The following is a 16223-nucleotide window of genomic DNA, read 5'->3' on the forward strand; positions in this document are numbered from 1 at the left end:
GCCGACAATAGCCACTCATCTCCACAGACGAGCCGCCCGCCATGACGAGTCTCCCGCTACGTGTACTGGTGCTTGAAGACCATGCCTTTCAACGCGCTGTTGCGGTCAGCCTGCTGCGCCAGCTGGGCTGCCGCGAGGTTTTCGAAGCGGCGGACGGCGAGCAGGCACTGGCGATCCTGCACCAAGTGGGAGCGGTGGATATCGCCCTGTGTGACCTGTGCATGGAGGGCATGGACGGCTTGGCGTTCTTGCAGCAGGTCGGGCACTCGGGGCGGGTGGGCTCGGTGATTATCAGCAGTTCGTTATCCGCCGACCTGCGCCGCGCGACGCAGCAGATGGTCTCGCTGCTGGGCCTGGAAATGCTCGGAGACGTGGGCAAGCCCTTGCAGATCACGGCCTTGGAAGCACTGCTGAAAAAGCCCAGGCGTGGCCCTGGTGCCGCGCCGTCGAGCCGCGCGCCCACGGAACTTGCCAGTGAACAAGAAGTGCGCCAGGCCCTGGACGAACATCAGTTGCAGGCCTGGTACCAGCCCAAGCTCAACCTGCGCACCGGGGAGCTGTGCGGGGTGGAAGTCTTGACCCGCTGGCAGCACCCCCGACGCGGCATCCTCTCTCCGGCGGTGTTCATGCCGGTGCTGGAGCGCTGCGGGTTACTCGATCGCTTGTTGTTCGGGCAGTTGAACGAGGCACTGGCGCTGTACCAACAGGCGCGTCGCGAAGGCTTTACGCTGGGGTTGGCGTTCAACCTGCAGGCCACGCAGTTGCACAACCGTGACCTGGCTTCGCTGATCAAGGGCCTGCTGGCCCGGCATGGCGTCCCCGGTTCCAGTGTGACCTTCGAACTCACCGAAAGCGGCTTGCTGGAAGCACCGGCCACCAGCCTGGAAACCCTGGTGCGCTTGCGGATGATGGGCTGCCGACTGTCGATCGATGACTTCGGTGCCGGGTTTTCGTCGCTGCAGCGCCTGTGCCAGTTGCCATTCAATGAAATCAAGCTCGACGGCGAGTTCGTCCGCACGCTGCAGCATGAACCGCGCTGCCGGGCGGTGATCACCAGCACCCTGGCCCTGGGCGAAAGCCTGGGCATGTCGGTGGTGATCGAGGGCATTGAAACCGCCGAGCAGCATCAGCAACTGTTGGCGCTGGGCTGCACCCAGGGCCAGGGCTACCTGTATGCCCGGCCCATGAGCGGTGCCGATCTGCTGCGCTGGTTGCCCAAGGCTGCCGCGCTCAAGCAGAGCTGCTGAACGTTGATTTGAGACCTGCCGCAAGGAGACCCCATGCCGAATAAAACCCTGAGAATCCTGATTGCCGATGCCCAGCATTTCTACCGGTTGAAGATCGAGCGAGTCCTCAACCACCTGGGTTACTACCGCGTGGCACCGATGCACCGGCTGGAAGAAGTGTTGAACGTGGTGGAGTACGGCTGCGAGCCGCTGGATCTGCTGATTATCAATGCTTCGTTGGCCAACGATCCGCGGCTGGATCTGCCGTCGTTCTGCATGCAAAACCCGCAGATTCGCCATGCGCTGATCTATAACCAGGACCCCACCGACTGCGAGTCGCTGCCTTCGCGCCGTTCGCCCAGGGTCCAACTCAGCGGCCAGGCATTGCCGGACCCCGAAACCCTCAGCGCCCTGATGGCCGCGCTCGACCCCGGTGAGGCGAGCACCTGGCAAGGGTTGAAATGGGGATGAGCCGCTGGCTTTAATCCACGCCAGCCCAACGATTCGCGGTCGCAACGCTCACTTGCCGGCCCACTGTTCAAAGGTAACGACCATGACCAAGCACGACTTGCTAGTGACCCAAGCCGACGACACCGACCTTGATGGAATACTCGACCTGCAAGCCCTGAATCAGGTCGCCCGTGGCGGCGCGCTGTCGGCCAGCCTGCCACGGGACCGAGTGCGGGCGATGCTGAACCACATGCCGCTGATTGTGGCGCGTCGGGATGGCCGGATCAGCGGCTTTCTGATGACCACCTCTCGCGAAATGAACGCCGACTTGCCCATCGTCCAGGCCATGTTTGCAGCCTATCAGGGCTCGCCCGACGCCTATGTCTACGGGCCGATCTGCGTCAGTGCAGACGAACGCGGCCAGGGGCTGGCCCAACAAATGTTCGCCAACCTGTGCCGCCTTCAGCCGGGGCGCGAAGGCGTGCTGTTTATCCGCCAGGACAATCAACCGTCCCTGCGCGCCCATTTGAAGATGGGCATGCAGGAGGTGGCTGCCTTCCCCTTCAATGGTCACGACTACTCGGTGTTTTCCTTTACCGGTTAACCGTTACCAGCTCCCAGGCGGGCCTGGGCACCCCCATCAAACCCCACGTTTTTCTCAATTGGAGTTCCCGTGAAACTGATCTCTTCGTTGTTCGCAACAAGCCTCTACCTGCTGCTGGTCGGCCCTGTGCAAGCAGCAACTGAACCGACTGAAACCCGGGGCTGCGCCGCCAAGCAGCAGGCCATTCGCCAGCAGATCGACCAGGCCACCGCCCATGGAAACGCCAGGCAGTTGGCCGGTTTGCAAACCGCGCTGAAGGCCTCGCAGGCCCACTGCACCGACGCTTCGCTGCGCAAGGAGCGTGAAGCCAAGGTGCGTGCTGCCGCCAGTGAAGTGGAGCAGCGTGAAGCGCAACTGGACAGCGCACGCCAGAAAGGCGACCCCGACAAAATCCACAAGCGCAACGCCAAACTGGCCGAGGCCCGCCAGGAACACCAACAGGCGCTGGACGAACTGCAACGCTAAGGAGGTGGGCCGGCGGAGGACATCAACGGATGCCCAGGCGTCGATCCAGCGAAAAGGCCCCGGCGCCCCGCGCCACGATCAGCAGCAACAGTCCGGCCCAGGAAAGGTGAGTGGGCCAGGCGTCGGGGTAGACAAAAACTTCGATGACGAGGGTCATGCCGAGCAAGGCCAATGCGGACAAGCGGCTGAACAGCCCCAGTATCAGCAACAGCGAAAACAGGTGCTCACTGTAAGTGGCCAGGTGTGCCGCCAGTTCCGGCGAGATCAGGGGCAGTGCGTATTCGCTGCGAAACAGCTCATAGGTGCTGGGGGTGATTGTCAGGAACCCGCTGACTTTGGTGCGCCCGGACAGTAAGAATATGGCCGCGATGGACACGCGTGCCACCAGCACCAGGAACGAGTCGCCAATCAAGGCGTCGATACGCTGTGCCAGGCGGTTCCAGAGGCCGCGCAAGGAGTGGTCGGGGACGGCTGAGGGACGGTGGGTAAGGTCCATGATGGGCTCCGTGGATGAGCTGAACAGGCATGTCCAGCAGGTTTACGGCTCGACAGCGGTGAATGCTTCGGCACACACCAGGCGAATGATGAGCGGCTCCAGGTTCAAGGTCGGTTCCACCTCGAGGGCCAGGTTGGCAGCCAGATCGATGGGGAGGTGAGCGGCACAGGCCTCGAGAAAGGCACAGTCGCCGGCGCTGGCGGCCTGCCAGTGCACCTGCCCGTTGCGGCGGGTCAGCAGCGCACCTTCACTTCGCCAATCGAGTGATTCGGGCATGTCCCGTTGCTCGCGGTTAAGCCGCCACAGGGTGTAGGCCGGGCAATCCGGCGCCCAGTGCCAGCGCGCCGCCGCCCTTGGCTTGAGCCGGGCCGAGACCAGTTGCAAGGGGCTCAGACGCGCCAAGGCACTGAGCTCAAGGACCGGCTCGTCCTCGGCACCGTGCACCTGGGTCCACAGCCAATCCAGGCGGGCCACATCGCCCAGGTAGGGCAGCTCGCGGGCCGGTTCAAAACCGTCTAAAAACCGCGCAAAGTCTTCCCCGTAGTACAGCAGCCGGGTATCCACGGGGGGCGAGGTGCGGGCGTGGATGGCCGCTGCGCTGCGCAGCCAGTCGCTGCCGACCAGGCGCTCCAGAGTCGGGAAGTTGGCGAGCAAGGCGTCGGTGGTGCCCTTGAGCACGGTATTGCGATACACCGCGAAGCCCGGGTGCTGGGTCAGCAGCTTCAGCTCGGCGGACGGGTGGCCGTACAGGGCAGCGACAAACGCATCTTGAAAGTCTGTGAGGGATGCTTTCATCGCGCCAACCTCCGATGTAGCGGCTGCGCAGGGCTCAACAAGGCCTGTGCCCAGTCGCGCTCGGCGAGCAACACCTCAAACGGCGGGATTTGGTCATCTCGTTCGATCAGGGTCGGGCGCGCACCGATCCGCTGGATCAGGCGGTCGTACAACGACCAGACCTCGTCAGCGATAGGGGCGGCGTGGCTGTCGATCAGCAATCGCGAACCGCCGGGATCCTGGGTAAACCCTGCCAAGTGAATTTCCATGATGGCCGCCGCCGGCACCGCGTCGATGTAGTCGGCCGCCGAAAAACCAAGGTTGTGGGCGCTGATGTGGACGTTATTGACGTCCAGCAAGAGGCCGCAGCCGGTGCTCAGGGTCAACTCGGTGAGGAAATCCAGCTCGCTGTAGTCATGGCCATCAAGGGGTAAATAATGGGTGGGGTTTTCAATCGCGATCCGCCGTCCAAGGGTTTCTTGGGTGCGCTGGATATTCGCGCTGATGCGGCGCAATGCCTCGCGAGTACGGGGAAACGGCAGCAAGTCCGGGTGGTACTCCCCCCGCCAGGCTGACCAGGCCAGGTGCTCGGAAACCAACGCCGGCTGCACGCGCTCTACCAGACGCTTCAGACGCTGCAAGTGCACCTCGTCTGGCGCGCAATCGGCCGCCAGTGACAGGGACACACCGTGCAGCGACAGCGGGTGCCGGCAGGCAATCACTTCCAGCCAGGCCAAACGGGGACCGCCACCGACCATGTAGTTTTCCGGATGAACTTCGAACCAGAGGCCCTCGGCGTTGCAGTCAAAGGCTGCTTGATAGTGGTCTGGCTTGAGGCCGAGTCCGGCCCCCATCTGGCTGGGTGTCTGCATGATCGGTGCGTCTCCTGGCAGGGTGGTGATTACATCGGGGCGAGAGTGCCCATGCCTTTGGGGGTCTTGATGCTGGTGCAGGTGCCCACCGGCACGTTTTTCCAGGCGTTGGCCTGGTAGTCCATCTTCGCGGTGCCCGCGCAAGTGGTTCCCGCCCCAGCCTTGCAATCGTTATCCCGCCATGGCGACGCCGTAGCATTTCTCCATGGCGGGAGCGGCGGTCGAGTCCTGTGCGGCAAGGGCGCCGGCAGCGAAGGACGAAAGGGCAACAGCGAGGGCGGCGATTTTCAGAGTGCTCATGGTGCTATCTCCAGGATCATTGCCGCAGTGCAGGAGTGCACTGGGCTTGGGATCCGAGAGGTAATTCGCTGGCACAGCCGTGTGGGTTACAGCGACCGACTATTATTTTTCAGTCAGGTGAAATCATTCCGGCAAGCCTTGCACTCTTGAGCCAAAACAGGCTCTGCTGCCGAGCTTTTTGGCGCAGGCGTGAATGTTTTATCCCTTCGTGTAACCCGAGCGGCCGATCGAACGAATTACACATATGGAACGAACTACAGATAACGATGCATTGCGAAACAGGGAGGTGCAGCTCCAGACGCTGTTCCTCGCGGGTTTGACGGGGGACGAGCGGGCTTATCGGGCCTTTCTCGGTGAATTGAGTGGCCACCTGCGCGGTTTTTTGCGCACCCGGCTGCAGCGCCAACCGGGCGACGTCGAAGATGTACTGCAAGAGGTGTTGCTGGCCGTGCATAACGCGCGTCACACCTACCGAGTGGAGCAGCCACTGACGGCCTGGGTGTTTGCCATTACCCGCTACAAGCTCACGGACTTTTACCGGGCGCGAGCACGCCATGAGGGGCTGAACGAGCCCATTTATGACAGCAGTGAGTTGTTTGCCAAGCCGATGCTCGAACCGGCGCAGGCTTCTCGTGATTTGAACAAGTTGCTTGAGCAACTGCCTGATCGACAGCGTCTGCCGATCGTGCATGTGAAGGTTGAAGGGTTGTCGGTCACCGAAACCGCGCAGATGACCGGCTTGTCGGAGTCCGCGGTCAAGGTTGGGGTGCACCGAGGGCTCAAGGCGTTGGCGGCAAAGATCAGGGGTTTAGTATGAAGACTGACGATTTTATCGGGTTGCTCGCGACCGGGGTTGCCCCCGTGGACCGCCATGCACTGGCGAAGCGTTTTGGTCTCGCGGTGCTGGTGGCGTTGTTGCTGTCCACGTTGCTGATGATGGCTGTATTCGGCATCCGTTCGGACCTGGGTGAGGTCATGCAGACGCCCATTTTCTGGACCAAGGTTGCGCTTGCGCTGTGCCTGGCGATCGGCGCATGGAGGGTGCTGTCGCGCCTGGCACGCCCCGGCGTCAGCCCGGGCGCCGGAACGCTGCTGCTCGTGGCCGCCGTCGCCGCGGTTTGGGCCGGCGCGGTGGATGTGCTCATAAGCGCGGCGCCCGGGCAGCGTGGCGCGATCATCCTGGGCAAGACCTGGAAGACCTGCGCGCTGAACATCGGCCTGCTGTCGATTCCCGGTTTTATCGCGCTGTTCTGGGCCCTGCGGGGCCTGGCACCCACGCGTTTGAGACTGACCGGTGCCTGTGGCGGATTACTCGCAGGGGCCTTGGCGACACTGGTGTATTGCCTGCATTGCCCGGAGATGGACATTCCCTTTTGGGGCGTCTGGTACCTGCTGGGCATGCTGGTGCCGAGCGCCATCGGCGCCTTGCTTGGCCCGCGCTGGCTTCGCTGGTAGTGAGTCAGCCACGGTGGCGACGTATGTGCCCCGAGGAGCGCTGTACTGGACCTAGACCGCCTCGGGATCGGGCGTCAGCTGTTCCAGGCGCGGGCAGGCCCAGTCGACGAACGCTCGCACCCGAGGCGAGAGTTGCAGGGAGTGGGGGTAAACCAGTTGGATCGGCAGGTCCAGGGGTTCGAAGTCCCGCAAAACCCTGATCAAGCGTCCGTCCGCCAGTTCGTCCGCCACCTGGTAGTGCATCAAGCGGGTGATCCCCAGGCCCTGGACGCAGGCCAGGCTGGCGGCGCGAATCTGGTTGCACACCAGCCGTGGGGCGATGTCTTCAGCCCGCTCCTTATCCGGGTGCCGGTAGTACCACTGCCGGCCCTGGGAGGCGAGGGTGATGCAGCGGTGCTCGTGCAGCGATCCCGGGTCGTGCAGGGCGGGGGCTGCTTCCAGATAGTGCGGGCTGGCACAGGTGACCAGCCGCGTGGCACCGACCTGGCGCGCCACCATCGCTGAGTCAGGCAGGTGGCCGATGCGCAGCGCCAGATCAAGACGGTCCTCCAGCAAGGGCACGACCTGATCGTTGAGGATCAACTCGGCGGTCATGGCCTCATGCTCGTTGAGAAATCCGTTGACCAGCGGCGCCAGGTAACGCTGGCCGAACTCCACCGGGGCGGTGATCCGCAGCAAGCCACGAACGCGGCCATCGCGAGCCTCCAGCCGTTGTTCCATTTGCGCGAAGTCCACCAACATGCGCCGGCTCCAGGCCAGGTATTCCTCGCCCTCGGCGGTCAGGGCCATGCGCCGTGTGGTGCGGTTCAACAAGCGCACCCCGAGATAACGCTCCAGTGCCGCCAGCGAGCGCACCAGGGACGCCACGGATTGCCCGGTCGCATCGGCCGCCGAACTCAAACTGCCGCTGTCGACGATGCGCACGAAATTGGCCATTGCCTTGAGCCTGTCCATTACCACCCTTTGATTTGTGCGATGACCGCATAGGTCTTGTCAGGTTCGCAGCATAGGTGAAACCCGCCCCCTGGATGACACTTCAAGCACTGACGTCCACTGGAGCTTCATCCCATGAGCCAACGACCCAACCCCGCGCGGATTCTCGCATACGACCACATCGGCATTCGCGTCAGCGAGCAAGCCCGCGCCCTGTCTTTTTACCAGGCCCTGGGCTTTGAAGAGAGCGCGCGTTTTACCCAGCACGAAGCCAACGAAATGCTCAGTGCCGATGGCGTGCGGATCAACCTGATCTTCAATGCGGCCCGGGTGCCTGATGCTCACAACGTGCTGTTGGATGCCCCAGTGAAACTGCCCGGCATCACTCACCCGGCCTTTGTGGTCGATGACCTGGAAGCCTTGCAGGCCTGGTTGGGCGAGCAGGGCATCCGCATCACCCAGGGCCCCCACGCCATCGGCCCGCGAAGGGTTGCGCTGTTTATTCGCGACCCGGATGGCAATGTCCTGGAATTCAATCAACTCGTCGATGGAGGTGGGAAATGAAACTCTACGATCTGCACGCGTCCGGCAATTGCTACAAAGTCAGGCTGTTTGCGTCCCTGGCTCACATTGAACTGGAGACCGTTGCGGTGGACTTTCTGGCGGGGGCGCACAAACAGCCACCGCTTTCTGAGCTGAACCCTTTGGGCCAGCTACCTATTCTGGAGGACGGCTCGGTGGTGCTGCGCGACTCCCAGGCGATCCTGGTTTACCTCGCCGGGCAATACGCCGGCCTGGCCTGGTGGCCGGGGCACGCGCAGGGCCAGGGGGAGATTGCTCAGTGGCTGTCATTCGCCAGCAACGAGGTTCAGCACAGCCTGTGTGCGGCGCGACTGGTGAAGAAGTTCGGCTACCCGCTGGACCTGGCCCAGGCCCAGGCCAAATCGACGCAGACGCTGGCGCTGCTCGACCAGCACCTGGAACACCACGACTGGCTGGCCATCGGCCGCCCCTCGATTGCCGAGTGCGCGGTCTACCCCTATGTGGTCCTGGCCCCGGAAGGCGACGTGGACCTCACGCCGTATCGCCACGTTGCTCGCTGGATTGAAAGGGTCGAGGCCTTGCCCGGTTACTTGGCCAAACCCTGAACGGGGGCTAAGAGAACGGCTTGGCCGGCGCGGATGCCGGCCAAGCCCGTCAGCGCGCTAGAGGTATTCCCACAAGGCCTCGGACACGGCGGTCGACTGGCCGGCGCCAAACAGCGTCTGGCCGATTTGCAGACCCAGTTGCCGGTAGCTTTCGAACTGTGCCTCGTCGAAGAACTGGTTGGCCGTGCTTTCGTTGGGGAAGGTCGGATGGGCGTTGGCGTAGTTGAGCACGTCCACCGGCAACCCGGCGATCAAGCGCGGCTTGAGCACCAGGATCCGTGCAGTGCGCTGGCCTTGGCGGTTGACCACGTTGAACAGCATGGCGCAACGCAGGCTGTCATCCGGCCCAGGGTTGGTGAAGTTATGGGTATGGCCGAAGTAGGGCGCCAGTGCCTTCACATTGTGTACGCCCTGGTCTTCTTCGATTTCCAGGGCCTGGTCGATGCGGGCCAGGCGAATCAGGTTGGCCAGGTCGTCGAACTGGTAGGTCGGGTCGGCGCCGCAATCGCACATCACGATCAGTTCAATCTGACGCCCATCGCGGATCAGCTCGTAGGTGGCAGTGTTTTCAAAGTGGCCGCCATCGGACAAGTACTGGTAGTCGCGACGCACCCCATGGAAGTGCGCGGTGAGTTCATAGAACAGGTAGGCCTGGGTCGGGAAGACCGTGGCCCAGAACTTGTCCCGCCAGTGCCGGCCACTGCCGGCCTGTTCGCCCGGCTCCAGGAAGTTGCTCGGCCACCAGGTGCCCAGGCGCAGGTTGGTCAGGCCAAAAGACAGCGAGGTGCCCAGTGTGGTGGCCCGGCCGAGGCCCGTGGAGATGGCCGCACCGGAGGTGGCCACCCAGTGGGCCAGGCCCAGGGGCTGGTAGATCTCACTGAGCCACTTGTGCTGGGTCGAGCGCTGGCGCGGTTCGCCGTCGAGGATGTAGCTGACGCTGGCGGCACCACCGCTGCCATTGGGGGCCAGGCACAACGGCTTGCCCTTGCGGTCGCGTTGCACCAGTTGTTCGGCCGGGTCGACCGTGAGGTTCAGGGTGACGTTGATCAAATGCACCGGCGCGCAGGTGGTCGCGGCGTAGTACTGCTCGATGGGGACGTCATCACCGGGCAGGGCTTCGGCGACGCTCAGCCGCTGCTTGCGGATCTTGCGGGTCTTGCCGCTGAAGCGCAGGCCGTTGGAGGCCCCAAGGTAAGCGCGGGCCAGGCGGCTGCTGTAGAACGACTGCAGTGAGGACTGGTTGAGAAAGCCGATAAAGCGTCCCGCCCCCAAGCTCAACAGCAACGCCACCAGCACTAGGACGCCGAGGCGGGTCTGGCTGTCGGTTTCAAGGCCCTGGTAGCGCACAAACTGCACCAGCAGCCCCCAAATCAAGGCCACCAGCATAAAGATCGCGATGCCGGCCACACCGGCGATCACGCTCAACGGCAGACGGCTTAGCCAACTGGGCAGGGCTTTGTCGTCAAGCAGGGTGGAAAGGGTGCGAATGGCACCGACCAGCAGCGGCAAGGCCACCGCTGACGACATCAATTGGGCGCGTTGCTCGCTGAGGTAGATCCATTCGGTCAGCCACGGCACCAGGGCGAAGAAGCCCAGCACCAGGGTAGCGATCAGCGCCTGGCCGAGGTAGCGGGTGACCCGCACCCGATAGGTGCGCACGCAGTTGTTGCAGGCCAGGGCCTCGTCGGCGTTGGACTGGCCGCGCAAGTGCAGGGCCACACCGATACAGGTCAAGACCCCCAGCCAATTGATCAGCCCACAGGCCAGGAGTATGGCCCGCAGTTCCTCGTCCATTCCCCAGGGTGCAAAAGCCAGGCCGATAAACAGGGCTCCGGCAGCGCTGTACAGCAGCGTCGCCCAATTCCAGGGGCGCACGGCCTCGTCCTGATTCTTGCGCGAGTAGACCATCCAGAACGCCATCATCAGCGGCACCACCCACAGCAGGATCAACGCCCCCGGCAGCCACCAGAGCGAGCCGCACAGCGCCGTCACCAGGCCCATGGGCAGCAGGGCGGCCACCGGCGAGCACAGATCGCTGTTGTAGATGAACACCTGCAACCAGGTGGCCAGGGCCAGGGTGCAGAGCAACGGAATGCCGATCACGAAGTGCACCGCCAGCAGATTGCGCAGCGACAGGCCCAGCACATAGAACAGATCGCCGGAGCCGCCCGGGGTCAGGTAGCGGCCGTTTTCCCGCAACCAGGCCAATGGCGCTTCGCCCACCGGGGCGCTGGCGTAGTCGGTGCTGGTGTGGATGCGCCCCGGCGGCTCGAAATCCAGCACTTCATAGGCTTCTTCGGCGGCCTTGACCTCGGGGCTGGTCACGACCTGGGCGTTCTCTTGTTGGCGCAGGCGCCCGGGCAGGAACAGGCTGCCGAAGAACGAGCCCAGGTAACCGCCACCGCTGACAGTGGAGAGGTAGTCGAACTGCGCCAGCAGGCGCTTGCCAATGCCGGGAGCTGGGTTATCGGTGTTCGGCGCCTTGGCCCTGGCCATGGCTTGCAGCACCCCGAGGCAGAAGGTGGCGCTGCGGATGCCGCCACCGGACAGGGCCACGGCCCAGTGTCCGCTGGGTTTGGGCGCCAGGCCCAGGAGCTCCCGGCGTTGATTGATACGGGCATGTTCGGCGTTGAATTGAGCGTCCTGTGCCGAAGAAGCGGACGGTTCCTTGTCCATGTGTCGTCCTCGTGAGGGGCCGGGGAAGGGTCCTCGACACCTAAGTCAAAGCAGCAAAATAACCAGTTGCCAGCCCCCGGATCAAGGCCTGGACTGCGATAGTGGCAAAAAGACACTTTTCGCGATTAGCCGGCGTTTTTGATCGCGAAATGGAATCATTGCCCCCTGTACAGATGGCCTAGTATTGGCGCTTGTAAGGAGTTGTAACGTGACTGGCGCGCCGTGGTTCACCGGCCCGGAGCGCAGGTAGTCGGTTATTCGGCCAGCAGAAAAAGGACCGGCCGCATATAACGTGTCCCCAAGGACAGAGGGGACGGTCTGCACACGTGCAAGGAGCAGCGCATGAAACCTGTGAAGCTGATGTTGAGTCTTTTCCTTCCTTTGGTGCTGTTACAGGGCTGTAACAGCGAAACGAAAAACCCCTGCGGCGACAAACCCGGCGAGCGCCTGGACGAAGCCAAATGCGTCGGCCGTGATGCCGCCAGCCTCAAGGGCGCCGACGAGGACTACTACGCCGACATGGACTACGGCGTCTCCAAACAACCTCCGCTGCTGGTGGAGCGCCTGTCCCCCTTCATCCCCGGGATTACCGAACAGCAGGCCGTCGAGGCCGTCGCCCGTGGGCGCAACAACTGGATTGTCTGGACCGCCGGTAACGATGCCCTGTGGGACAAACTCTCGCGGGACAGTGTCGGTAACCTCGACCTGCTCAAGACCATTTCCAACCACCCCAGCCTGGCCTTCAATCGCGATAAACGCTGGGAAGTGCTGGGCGTGGTCAACGAGCCCTGCTACGTCAAGGGCGACGGCCCCCGGCAAGACCGCTTCGGTTTGTGGCTCGACAGCCGCGAGCCGTCCTGCGCCGCCGACCCCTTTGAAAACGAAAGCAAATACCCGGGCGTCAAGATCGGTGCGCGGGGCAAGAACCTGCCGGTGGGCTCCTATTACGGTTACGGCACCGGGATCGTCGGCTTGCGGCTGTTCCCCAACCCGAACTTTGACGAGCACGCGCAGAAAAAATGGGACCCCAAGCGCTATTACGAAGATCCCAGCTATTACAACGACAGCAAGCTGGTGAAACCCTATCGGGTGGGCATGTCCTGCGGCTTCTGCCATGTGGGGCCCAACCCCACCAACCCGCCGCAGGATTACGAACGCCCGGCCTGGGCCAACCTCAACTCCAACCCGGGGGCGCAGTATTTCTGGGTGGACCGGATCTTTATGTGGAACCAGGACCCCAGCAGCTTCCCGTACCAGTTGTTCCACACCTCGCGGCCGGGGGCGCTGGACACCTCGTTCGTCTCCACCGACTACATCAACAACCCGCGTACCATGAACGCGGTCTACAACCTCAAGGCGCGCATCGAGGTGGCGGCGCACCTGGGCAAGGAAAAACTCGCTGGTGGCGGGCTCAACAACAGACAGTTCAACGAGGTGCCCGGCGTCACGCCGGACAGCGCACTGGCGCAGTTCTACAAGCAACCGGACACGGTGTTCACCCCGCGAGTGCTCAAGGACGGTGCCGATTCGGTGGGCGCACTGGGTGCGTTGAACCGGGTGTTCATCAATATCGGCCTGTACAGCGAGGAGTGGACGACACACTTCCGGCCATTGATTGGCGGCAAGCCGATCACCCCGTTCCGCATCGACGTGGCACGCAAGAACTCCTCCTACTGGAACGCCAACGAGGCGCAGACGCCGGACCTGGCACTGTTCTTCCTGGCTTCGGCCACGCCGGACTACCTGAAAGACGCCCCCGGCGGCGCGGCGCACCTGAGTGAGCCGGCGGCGGTACTGGAGCGCGGCAAGGAAGTCTTTGCCGACACCTGCGCCCGCTGCCACTCCAGCAAGCTGCCGGAAAAAGCCTGGAGCTTCTTCCCCGACAACGGCTGCGTGAACAACGGCTACCTGCAGTGCTGGAACAACTACTGGCGCTGGAGCGAGACCGCGGAGTTCAAGGACGCCATGCGCGCCATCGTCAAGGACGACAAGTTCCTCACCGACAACTACCTCTCCACCGAACTGCGGGTGCCGGTCACCTTGCTGGAAACCAACGCCTGCAGCCCGCTGGCGACCAACGCCCTGGGCGGCAATATCTGGGACAACTTCTCTTCGCAGTCCTACAAGCAACTGCCGGGGGTGGGCTCGATCCTGGTGCAGAACCCCTACACGGGTGAGCCTCGGGAATACTCGATGCCGGCCGGCGGGCGCGGTTACACGCGGCCTGCATCGCTGATCAGCCTGTGGTCCACCGCGCCGCTCTTGCTCAACAACAGCCTGGGTAAATTCGAATGGAAGGGCGGGGTCGAGGAGCGCATGGCGTCCTTCGACAGTGCCATCGAGATGCTGCTGTGGCCGGAAAAACGCCAAGGCAACTTCCAGGTCATGACCCGTTCCGGCAAGACCCACCCGGGCACCATCGACGTCACCAGTGAAACCAGCTACCTGCGGGTCAACAGCGGCTACCTGCCGAAATTCCTGCAAGACCTGGAAGGGCTGGTCAGCCGCTGGCTGCCGTGGCTGTTCGACGATGACGGCGTGCAACTGGGGCCGATCCCGCAAGGTACGCCGGTGGGCCTGCTGTCCAACATCGACCTGGAAAAACGCGCCCAGGTGCTGGAGCTGCTGCTGAAGATCAAGCATGACCTCAAGCAGTTGCCGGCCGGCGCCACCGACGAAGAAGCCCGCAAGGTCTTCGCGCGCCTGGTGCAGCCGCTGCTGGCGGTGAGCAAGTGCCCGGACTACGTGGTGGACAAGGGCCATTACTTCGGCACCGGCTTCCTCAAGGGTGAGCAAGGCCTGAGTGACGAAGACAAACGGGCATTGATCGCCCTGTTGAAAACCTTCTAAGGATGGACGGCGATGAACAACGACATGGAATACGAGTACATCGTGGTGGGCTCCGGGGCCGGGGGCGGCACGGTTGCCGCGCGCCTGGCCGAACAGGGGCGCAAGGTGCTGGTGCTGGAGTCGGGCAGCGACCCGGTGGCGTCGGGCACGGCCCCGCGATTGCCGGAGGAGTACCAGGTGCCGGCGTTTCACCCCCGTTCCACCGAAAACGACGCCATGCGCTGGGACTTTTTCGTCCGCCACTACAGCAATGACGCCCGCCAGTTGCAGGACCCCAAGTTCACCCGGACCTTCCAGGGTGAAACCGTCGACGGGGTGCTGTACCCGCGGGCCAGTTGCCTGGGGGGCTGCACCGCGCACAACGCGATGATCACCGTCTACCCGCACAACCAGGACTGGGACCACATTGCCCAGATCACCGGCGACCCGTCGTGGAAGGCCAGCGCCATGCGCGAGCATTTCCAGCGCCTGGAGAACTGCCGTCACCGGCCGGTGCAGCGCTTTCTTTCCTGGTTTGGCATCAACCCGTCGCGGCATGGTTTCAAGGGCTGGTTGCATGTGGAGAAGACCGTGCCGGAGGCGGTGATCGACGACCTGTCGCTGGTGCGTTCCATCGTCAAGTCCGCCGAGCAGGCGTTCAAGACCCTGGGTGAAACCTTCAAACGCATCGGCTGGCAATTGCAGGGCGTGGGCGATCCCAACGACTGGCGGCTGGTGCGCGACGACGCCATCGGCCTGCGCTATCCGCCGCTGGCCACCCGCAAGCACCATCGCAACGGCACCCGCGAGCGCCTGCTGGACGTGCAACAGCGTTTCCCGAACAACCTGCACATCGAGCTGGATGCGCTGGTGACCCGGGTGTTGCTCGATGACCAGCAGCGCGCCTACGGCGTGGAGTACATCAAGGGCGCGCGGCTGTACCGCGCCTGTACCTTGCCGCGTAACCCTGGCGGCGAATTGCGCCAGGTGCGTGCCAGCCGTGAAGTGATCCTCGCCGGTGGGGCCTTCAACACCCCGCAACTGCTGATGCTCTCGGGCATCGGCCCGCGTGACACCCTGGAGGCCATGGAGATTCCGCTGCGGGTCGAGTTGCCGGGGGTGGGGCGCAACCTGCAGGACCGCTACGAGGTGGGGGTGGTCAATCGGATGAACTTCGAACACTGGGGGGTGCTGAAAGGTGCGCGCTACGCCAAGGGCGACCCGCAGTACGAGGAGTGGGCCAAGGGCAAGGTCGGGGTCTATGCCACCAACGGCGCAGTGCTGGCGATCATCAAGAAGTCGTTGAAGCAGCGGCCGTTGCCCGACCTGTTCTGCTTCTCCTTGCTGGCACTGTTTCGCGGCTATTTCCCCGGTTATTCAAAGCTGATTGTCGACCACCTGAACTACCTGACTTGGGCCGTGCTCAAGGCCCATACCAACAACAGCGCCGGCTACGTCACCCTGCGCTCAAAAGACCCGGCCGACACGCCGCTGATCAACTTCCGTTACTTCGAGGAGGGCAATGACACCCAGGGTGAGGACCTGCAATCGGTGGTGGAAGCCATCAAGTTTGTGCGCAACCTGGCCCAACCGTTGAAAGACGCGGGGCTGATCGCCTGTGAAGAATTGCCCGGGGAGGCGGTGCAAACCGATGAGCAACTCAAGGAGTTCGTGATGAACCAGGCCTGGGGGCATCATGCCTCCTGCACCTGCCCCATAGGGGCGGCGGACGACCCGATGGCGGTGCTCGACAGTCAATTCCGGGTGCGCGGCGTGGGCAACCTGCGGGTGGTGGATGCCTCGATTTTTCCGAAAATCCCGGGGTTCTTTATTGTCACCTCGATCTATGTCGCCGCCGAAAAAGCCGCTCAGGTGATCTTGCAGGATGCGTCTAGGCCCAGGCCGCAGGCGGCACGGACCAGCAGCCCGGCCGCTGCCTGCACGGACAGCCGATCGACCACGGTGGAGGCGATGGTCGGGCCCAGGCGCTGAGCC

At 63.4% G+C, this 16223-nt stretch carries 15 protein-coding genes and 1 pseudogene; 10 read left to right on the forward strand and 6 right to left on the reverse strand.

Annotated features, from left to right (window positions below):
- Positions 1 to 41: 41 nt before the first annotated feature.
- The 4 genes from M1B35_RS13740 (at position 42) to M1B35_RS13755 (ending at position 2745) form a co-directional block, all read left to right on the forward strand.
- On the forward strand, positions 42 to 1247 hold the full coding sequence (locus M1B35_RS13740; RefSeq protein ID WP_123333114.1) for an EAL domain-containing response regulator: 1206 nt from the start codon (positions 42 to 44) through the stop codon (positions 1245 to 1247).
- A 33-nt stretch (positions 1248 to 1280) separates the two neighbouring features.
- Positions 1281 to 1697, forward strand: a complete 417-nt coding sequence (locus M1B35_RS13745) for a response regulator (RefSeq protein WP_123333116.1) — start codon at positions 1281 to 1283, stop codon at positions 1695 to 1697.
- An 82-nt stretch (positions 1698 to 1779) separates the two neighbouring features.
- Positions 1780 to 2280, forward strand: a complete 501-nt coding sequence (locus tag M1B35_RS13750; RefSeq protein WP_268262213.1) for a GNAT family N-acetyltransferase — start codon at positions 1780 to 1782, stop codon at positions 2278 to 2280.
- Positions 2281 to 2349: 69 nt separating this feature from the next.
- Positions 2350 to 2745 carry a DUF1090 domain-containing protein gene (locus M1B35_RS13755; RefSeq protein WP_123333118.1) on the forward strand — a complete coding sequence of 132 codons (396 nt, stop codon included), beginning with the start codon at positions 2350 to 2352 and terminating at the stop codon, positions 2743 to 2745.
- Between the two features lie 22 nt (positions 2746 to 2767).
- On the opposite strand, the gene M1B35_RS13760 is transcribed toward M1B35_RS13755, so the two are convergent.
- From M1B35_RS13760 to M1B35_RS13775, 4 genes and pseudogenes are all read right to left on the reverse strand, one after another.
- Positions 2768 to 3241 (reverse strand): DoxX family protein, encoded by a 474-nt coding sequence (locus M1B35_RS13760; RefSeq protein WP_123333120.1) that lies wholly within the window; start codon positions 3239 to 3241, stop codon positions 2768 to 2770.
- 42 nt (positions 3242 to 3283) lie between these two features.
- Entirely contained in the window at positions 3284 to 4036 is a 753-nt protein-coding gene (locus tag M1B35_RS13765; protein WP_268262214.1) for an HvfC/BufC N-terminal domain-containing protein, read from the reverse strand.
- On the reverse strand, positions 4033 to 4887 hold the full coding sequence (gene bufB, locus M1B35_RS13770) for an MNIO family bufferin maturase (protein ID WP_268262215.1): 855 nt from the start codon (positions 4885 to 4887) through the stop codon (positions 4033 to 4035). The genes M1B35_RS13765 and bufB overlap by 4 nt, the downstream gene beginning before the upstream one ends.
- A gap of 29 nt (positions 4888 to 4916) precedes the next feature.
- Positions 4917 to 5187, reverse strand: a pseudogene (locus tag M1B35_RS13775) (BufA1 family periplasmic bufferin-type metallophore).
- Positions 5188 to 5431: 244 nt separating this feature from the next.
- Here M1B35_RS13775 and M1B35_RS13780 point away from each other — a divergent pair.
- Positions 5432 to 6004: a sigma-70 family RNA polymerase sigma factor gene (locus M1B35_RS13780; protein ID WP_123333128.1), complete on the forward strand. Its 573-nt coding sequence runs from the start codon at positions 5432 to 5434 to the stop codon at positions 6002 to 6004.
- Entirely contained in the window at positions 6001 to 6642 is a 642-nt protein-coding gene (locus tag M1B35_RS13785) for a DUF1109 domain-containing protein (RefSeq protein ID WP_268262216.1), read from the forward strand. Before M1B35_RS13780 ends, M1B35_RS13785 begins: the two co-directional genes overlap by 4 nt.
- Before the next feature lie 51 nt (positions 6643 to 6693).
- On the opposite strand, the gene M1B35_RS13790 is transcribed toward M1B35_RS13785, so the two are convergent.
- The gene (locus tag M1B35_RS13790) at positions 6694 to 7596 is read right to left on the reverse strand and encodes a LysR family transcriptional regulator (RefSeq protein ID WP_268262217.1); all 903 of its coding nucleotides are present in this window, start codon (positions 7594 to 7596) and stop codon (positions 6694 to 6696) included.
- A gap of 114 nt (positions 7597 to 7710) precedes the next feature.
- Between M1B35_RS13790 and M1B35_RS13795 the strand changes: the two genes are divergently transcribed.
- Complete coding sequence (locus tag M1B35_RS13795; RefSeq protein WP_268262218.1) at positions 7711 to 8139, forward strand: VOC family protein; 429 nt, start codon at positions 7711 to 7713, stop codon at positions 8137 to 8139.
- Positions 8136 to 8723, forward strand: coding sequence for a glutathione S-transferase family protein (locus M1B35_RS13800; RefSeq protein ID WP_268262219.1), 588 nt, complete (start codon positions 8136 to 8138; stop codon positions 8721 to 8723). Before M1B35_RS13795 ends, M1B35_RS13800 begins: the two co-directional genes overlap by 4 nt.
- A gap of 57 nt (positions 8724 to 8780) precedes the next feature.
- Here M1B35_RS13800 and M1B35_RS13805 read toward each other — a convergent pair whose 3' ends face one another.
- A complete protein-coding gene (locus tag M1B35_RS13805; protein WP_268262220.1) occupies positions 8781 to 11399 on the reverse strand; it encodes a patatin-like phospholipase domain-containing protein in 2619 nt (872 codons plus the stop codon).
- Between the two features lie 342 nt (positions 11400 to 11741).
- On the opposite strand from M1B35_RS13805, the gene M1B35_RS13810 reads away from it, so the two are divergent.
- Together M1B35_RS13810 and M1B35_RS13815 are read left to right on the forward strand one after the other, a co-directional pair.
- The gene (locus tag M1B35_RS13810; RefSeq protein WP_268262221.1) at positions 11742 to 14249 is read left to right on the forward strand and encodes a hypothetical protein; all 2508 of its coding nucleotides are present in this window, start codon (positions 11742 to 11744) and stop codon (positions 14247 to 14249) included.
- 12 nt (positions 14250 to 14261) lie between these two features.
- Complete coding sequence (locus M1B35_RS13815) at positions 14262 to 16220, forward strand: GMC family oxidoreductase (RefSeq protein WP_268262222.1); 1959 nt, start codon at positions 14262 to 14264, stop codon at positions 16218 to 16220.
- Positions 16221 to 16223 lie beyond the last annotated feature (3 nt).

The organism is Pseudomonas morbosilactucae, assembly GCF_023241665.1.
In the GTDB taxonomy this organism is placed as follows: Bacteria; Pseudomonadota; Gammaproteobacteria; order Pseudomonadales; family Pseudomonadaceae; genus Aquipseudomonas; species Aquipseudomonas morbosilactucae.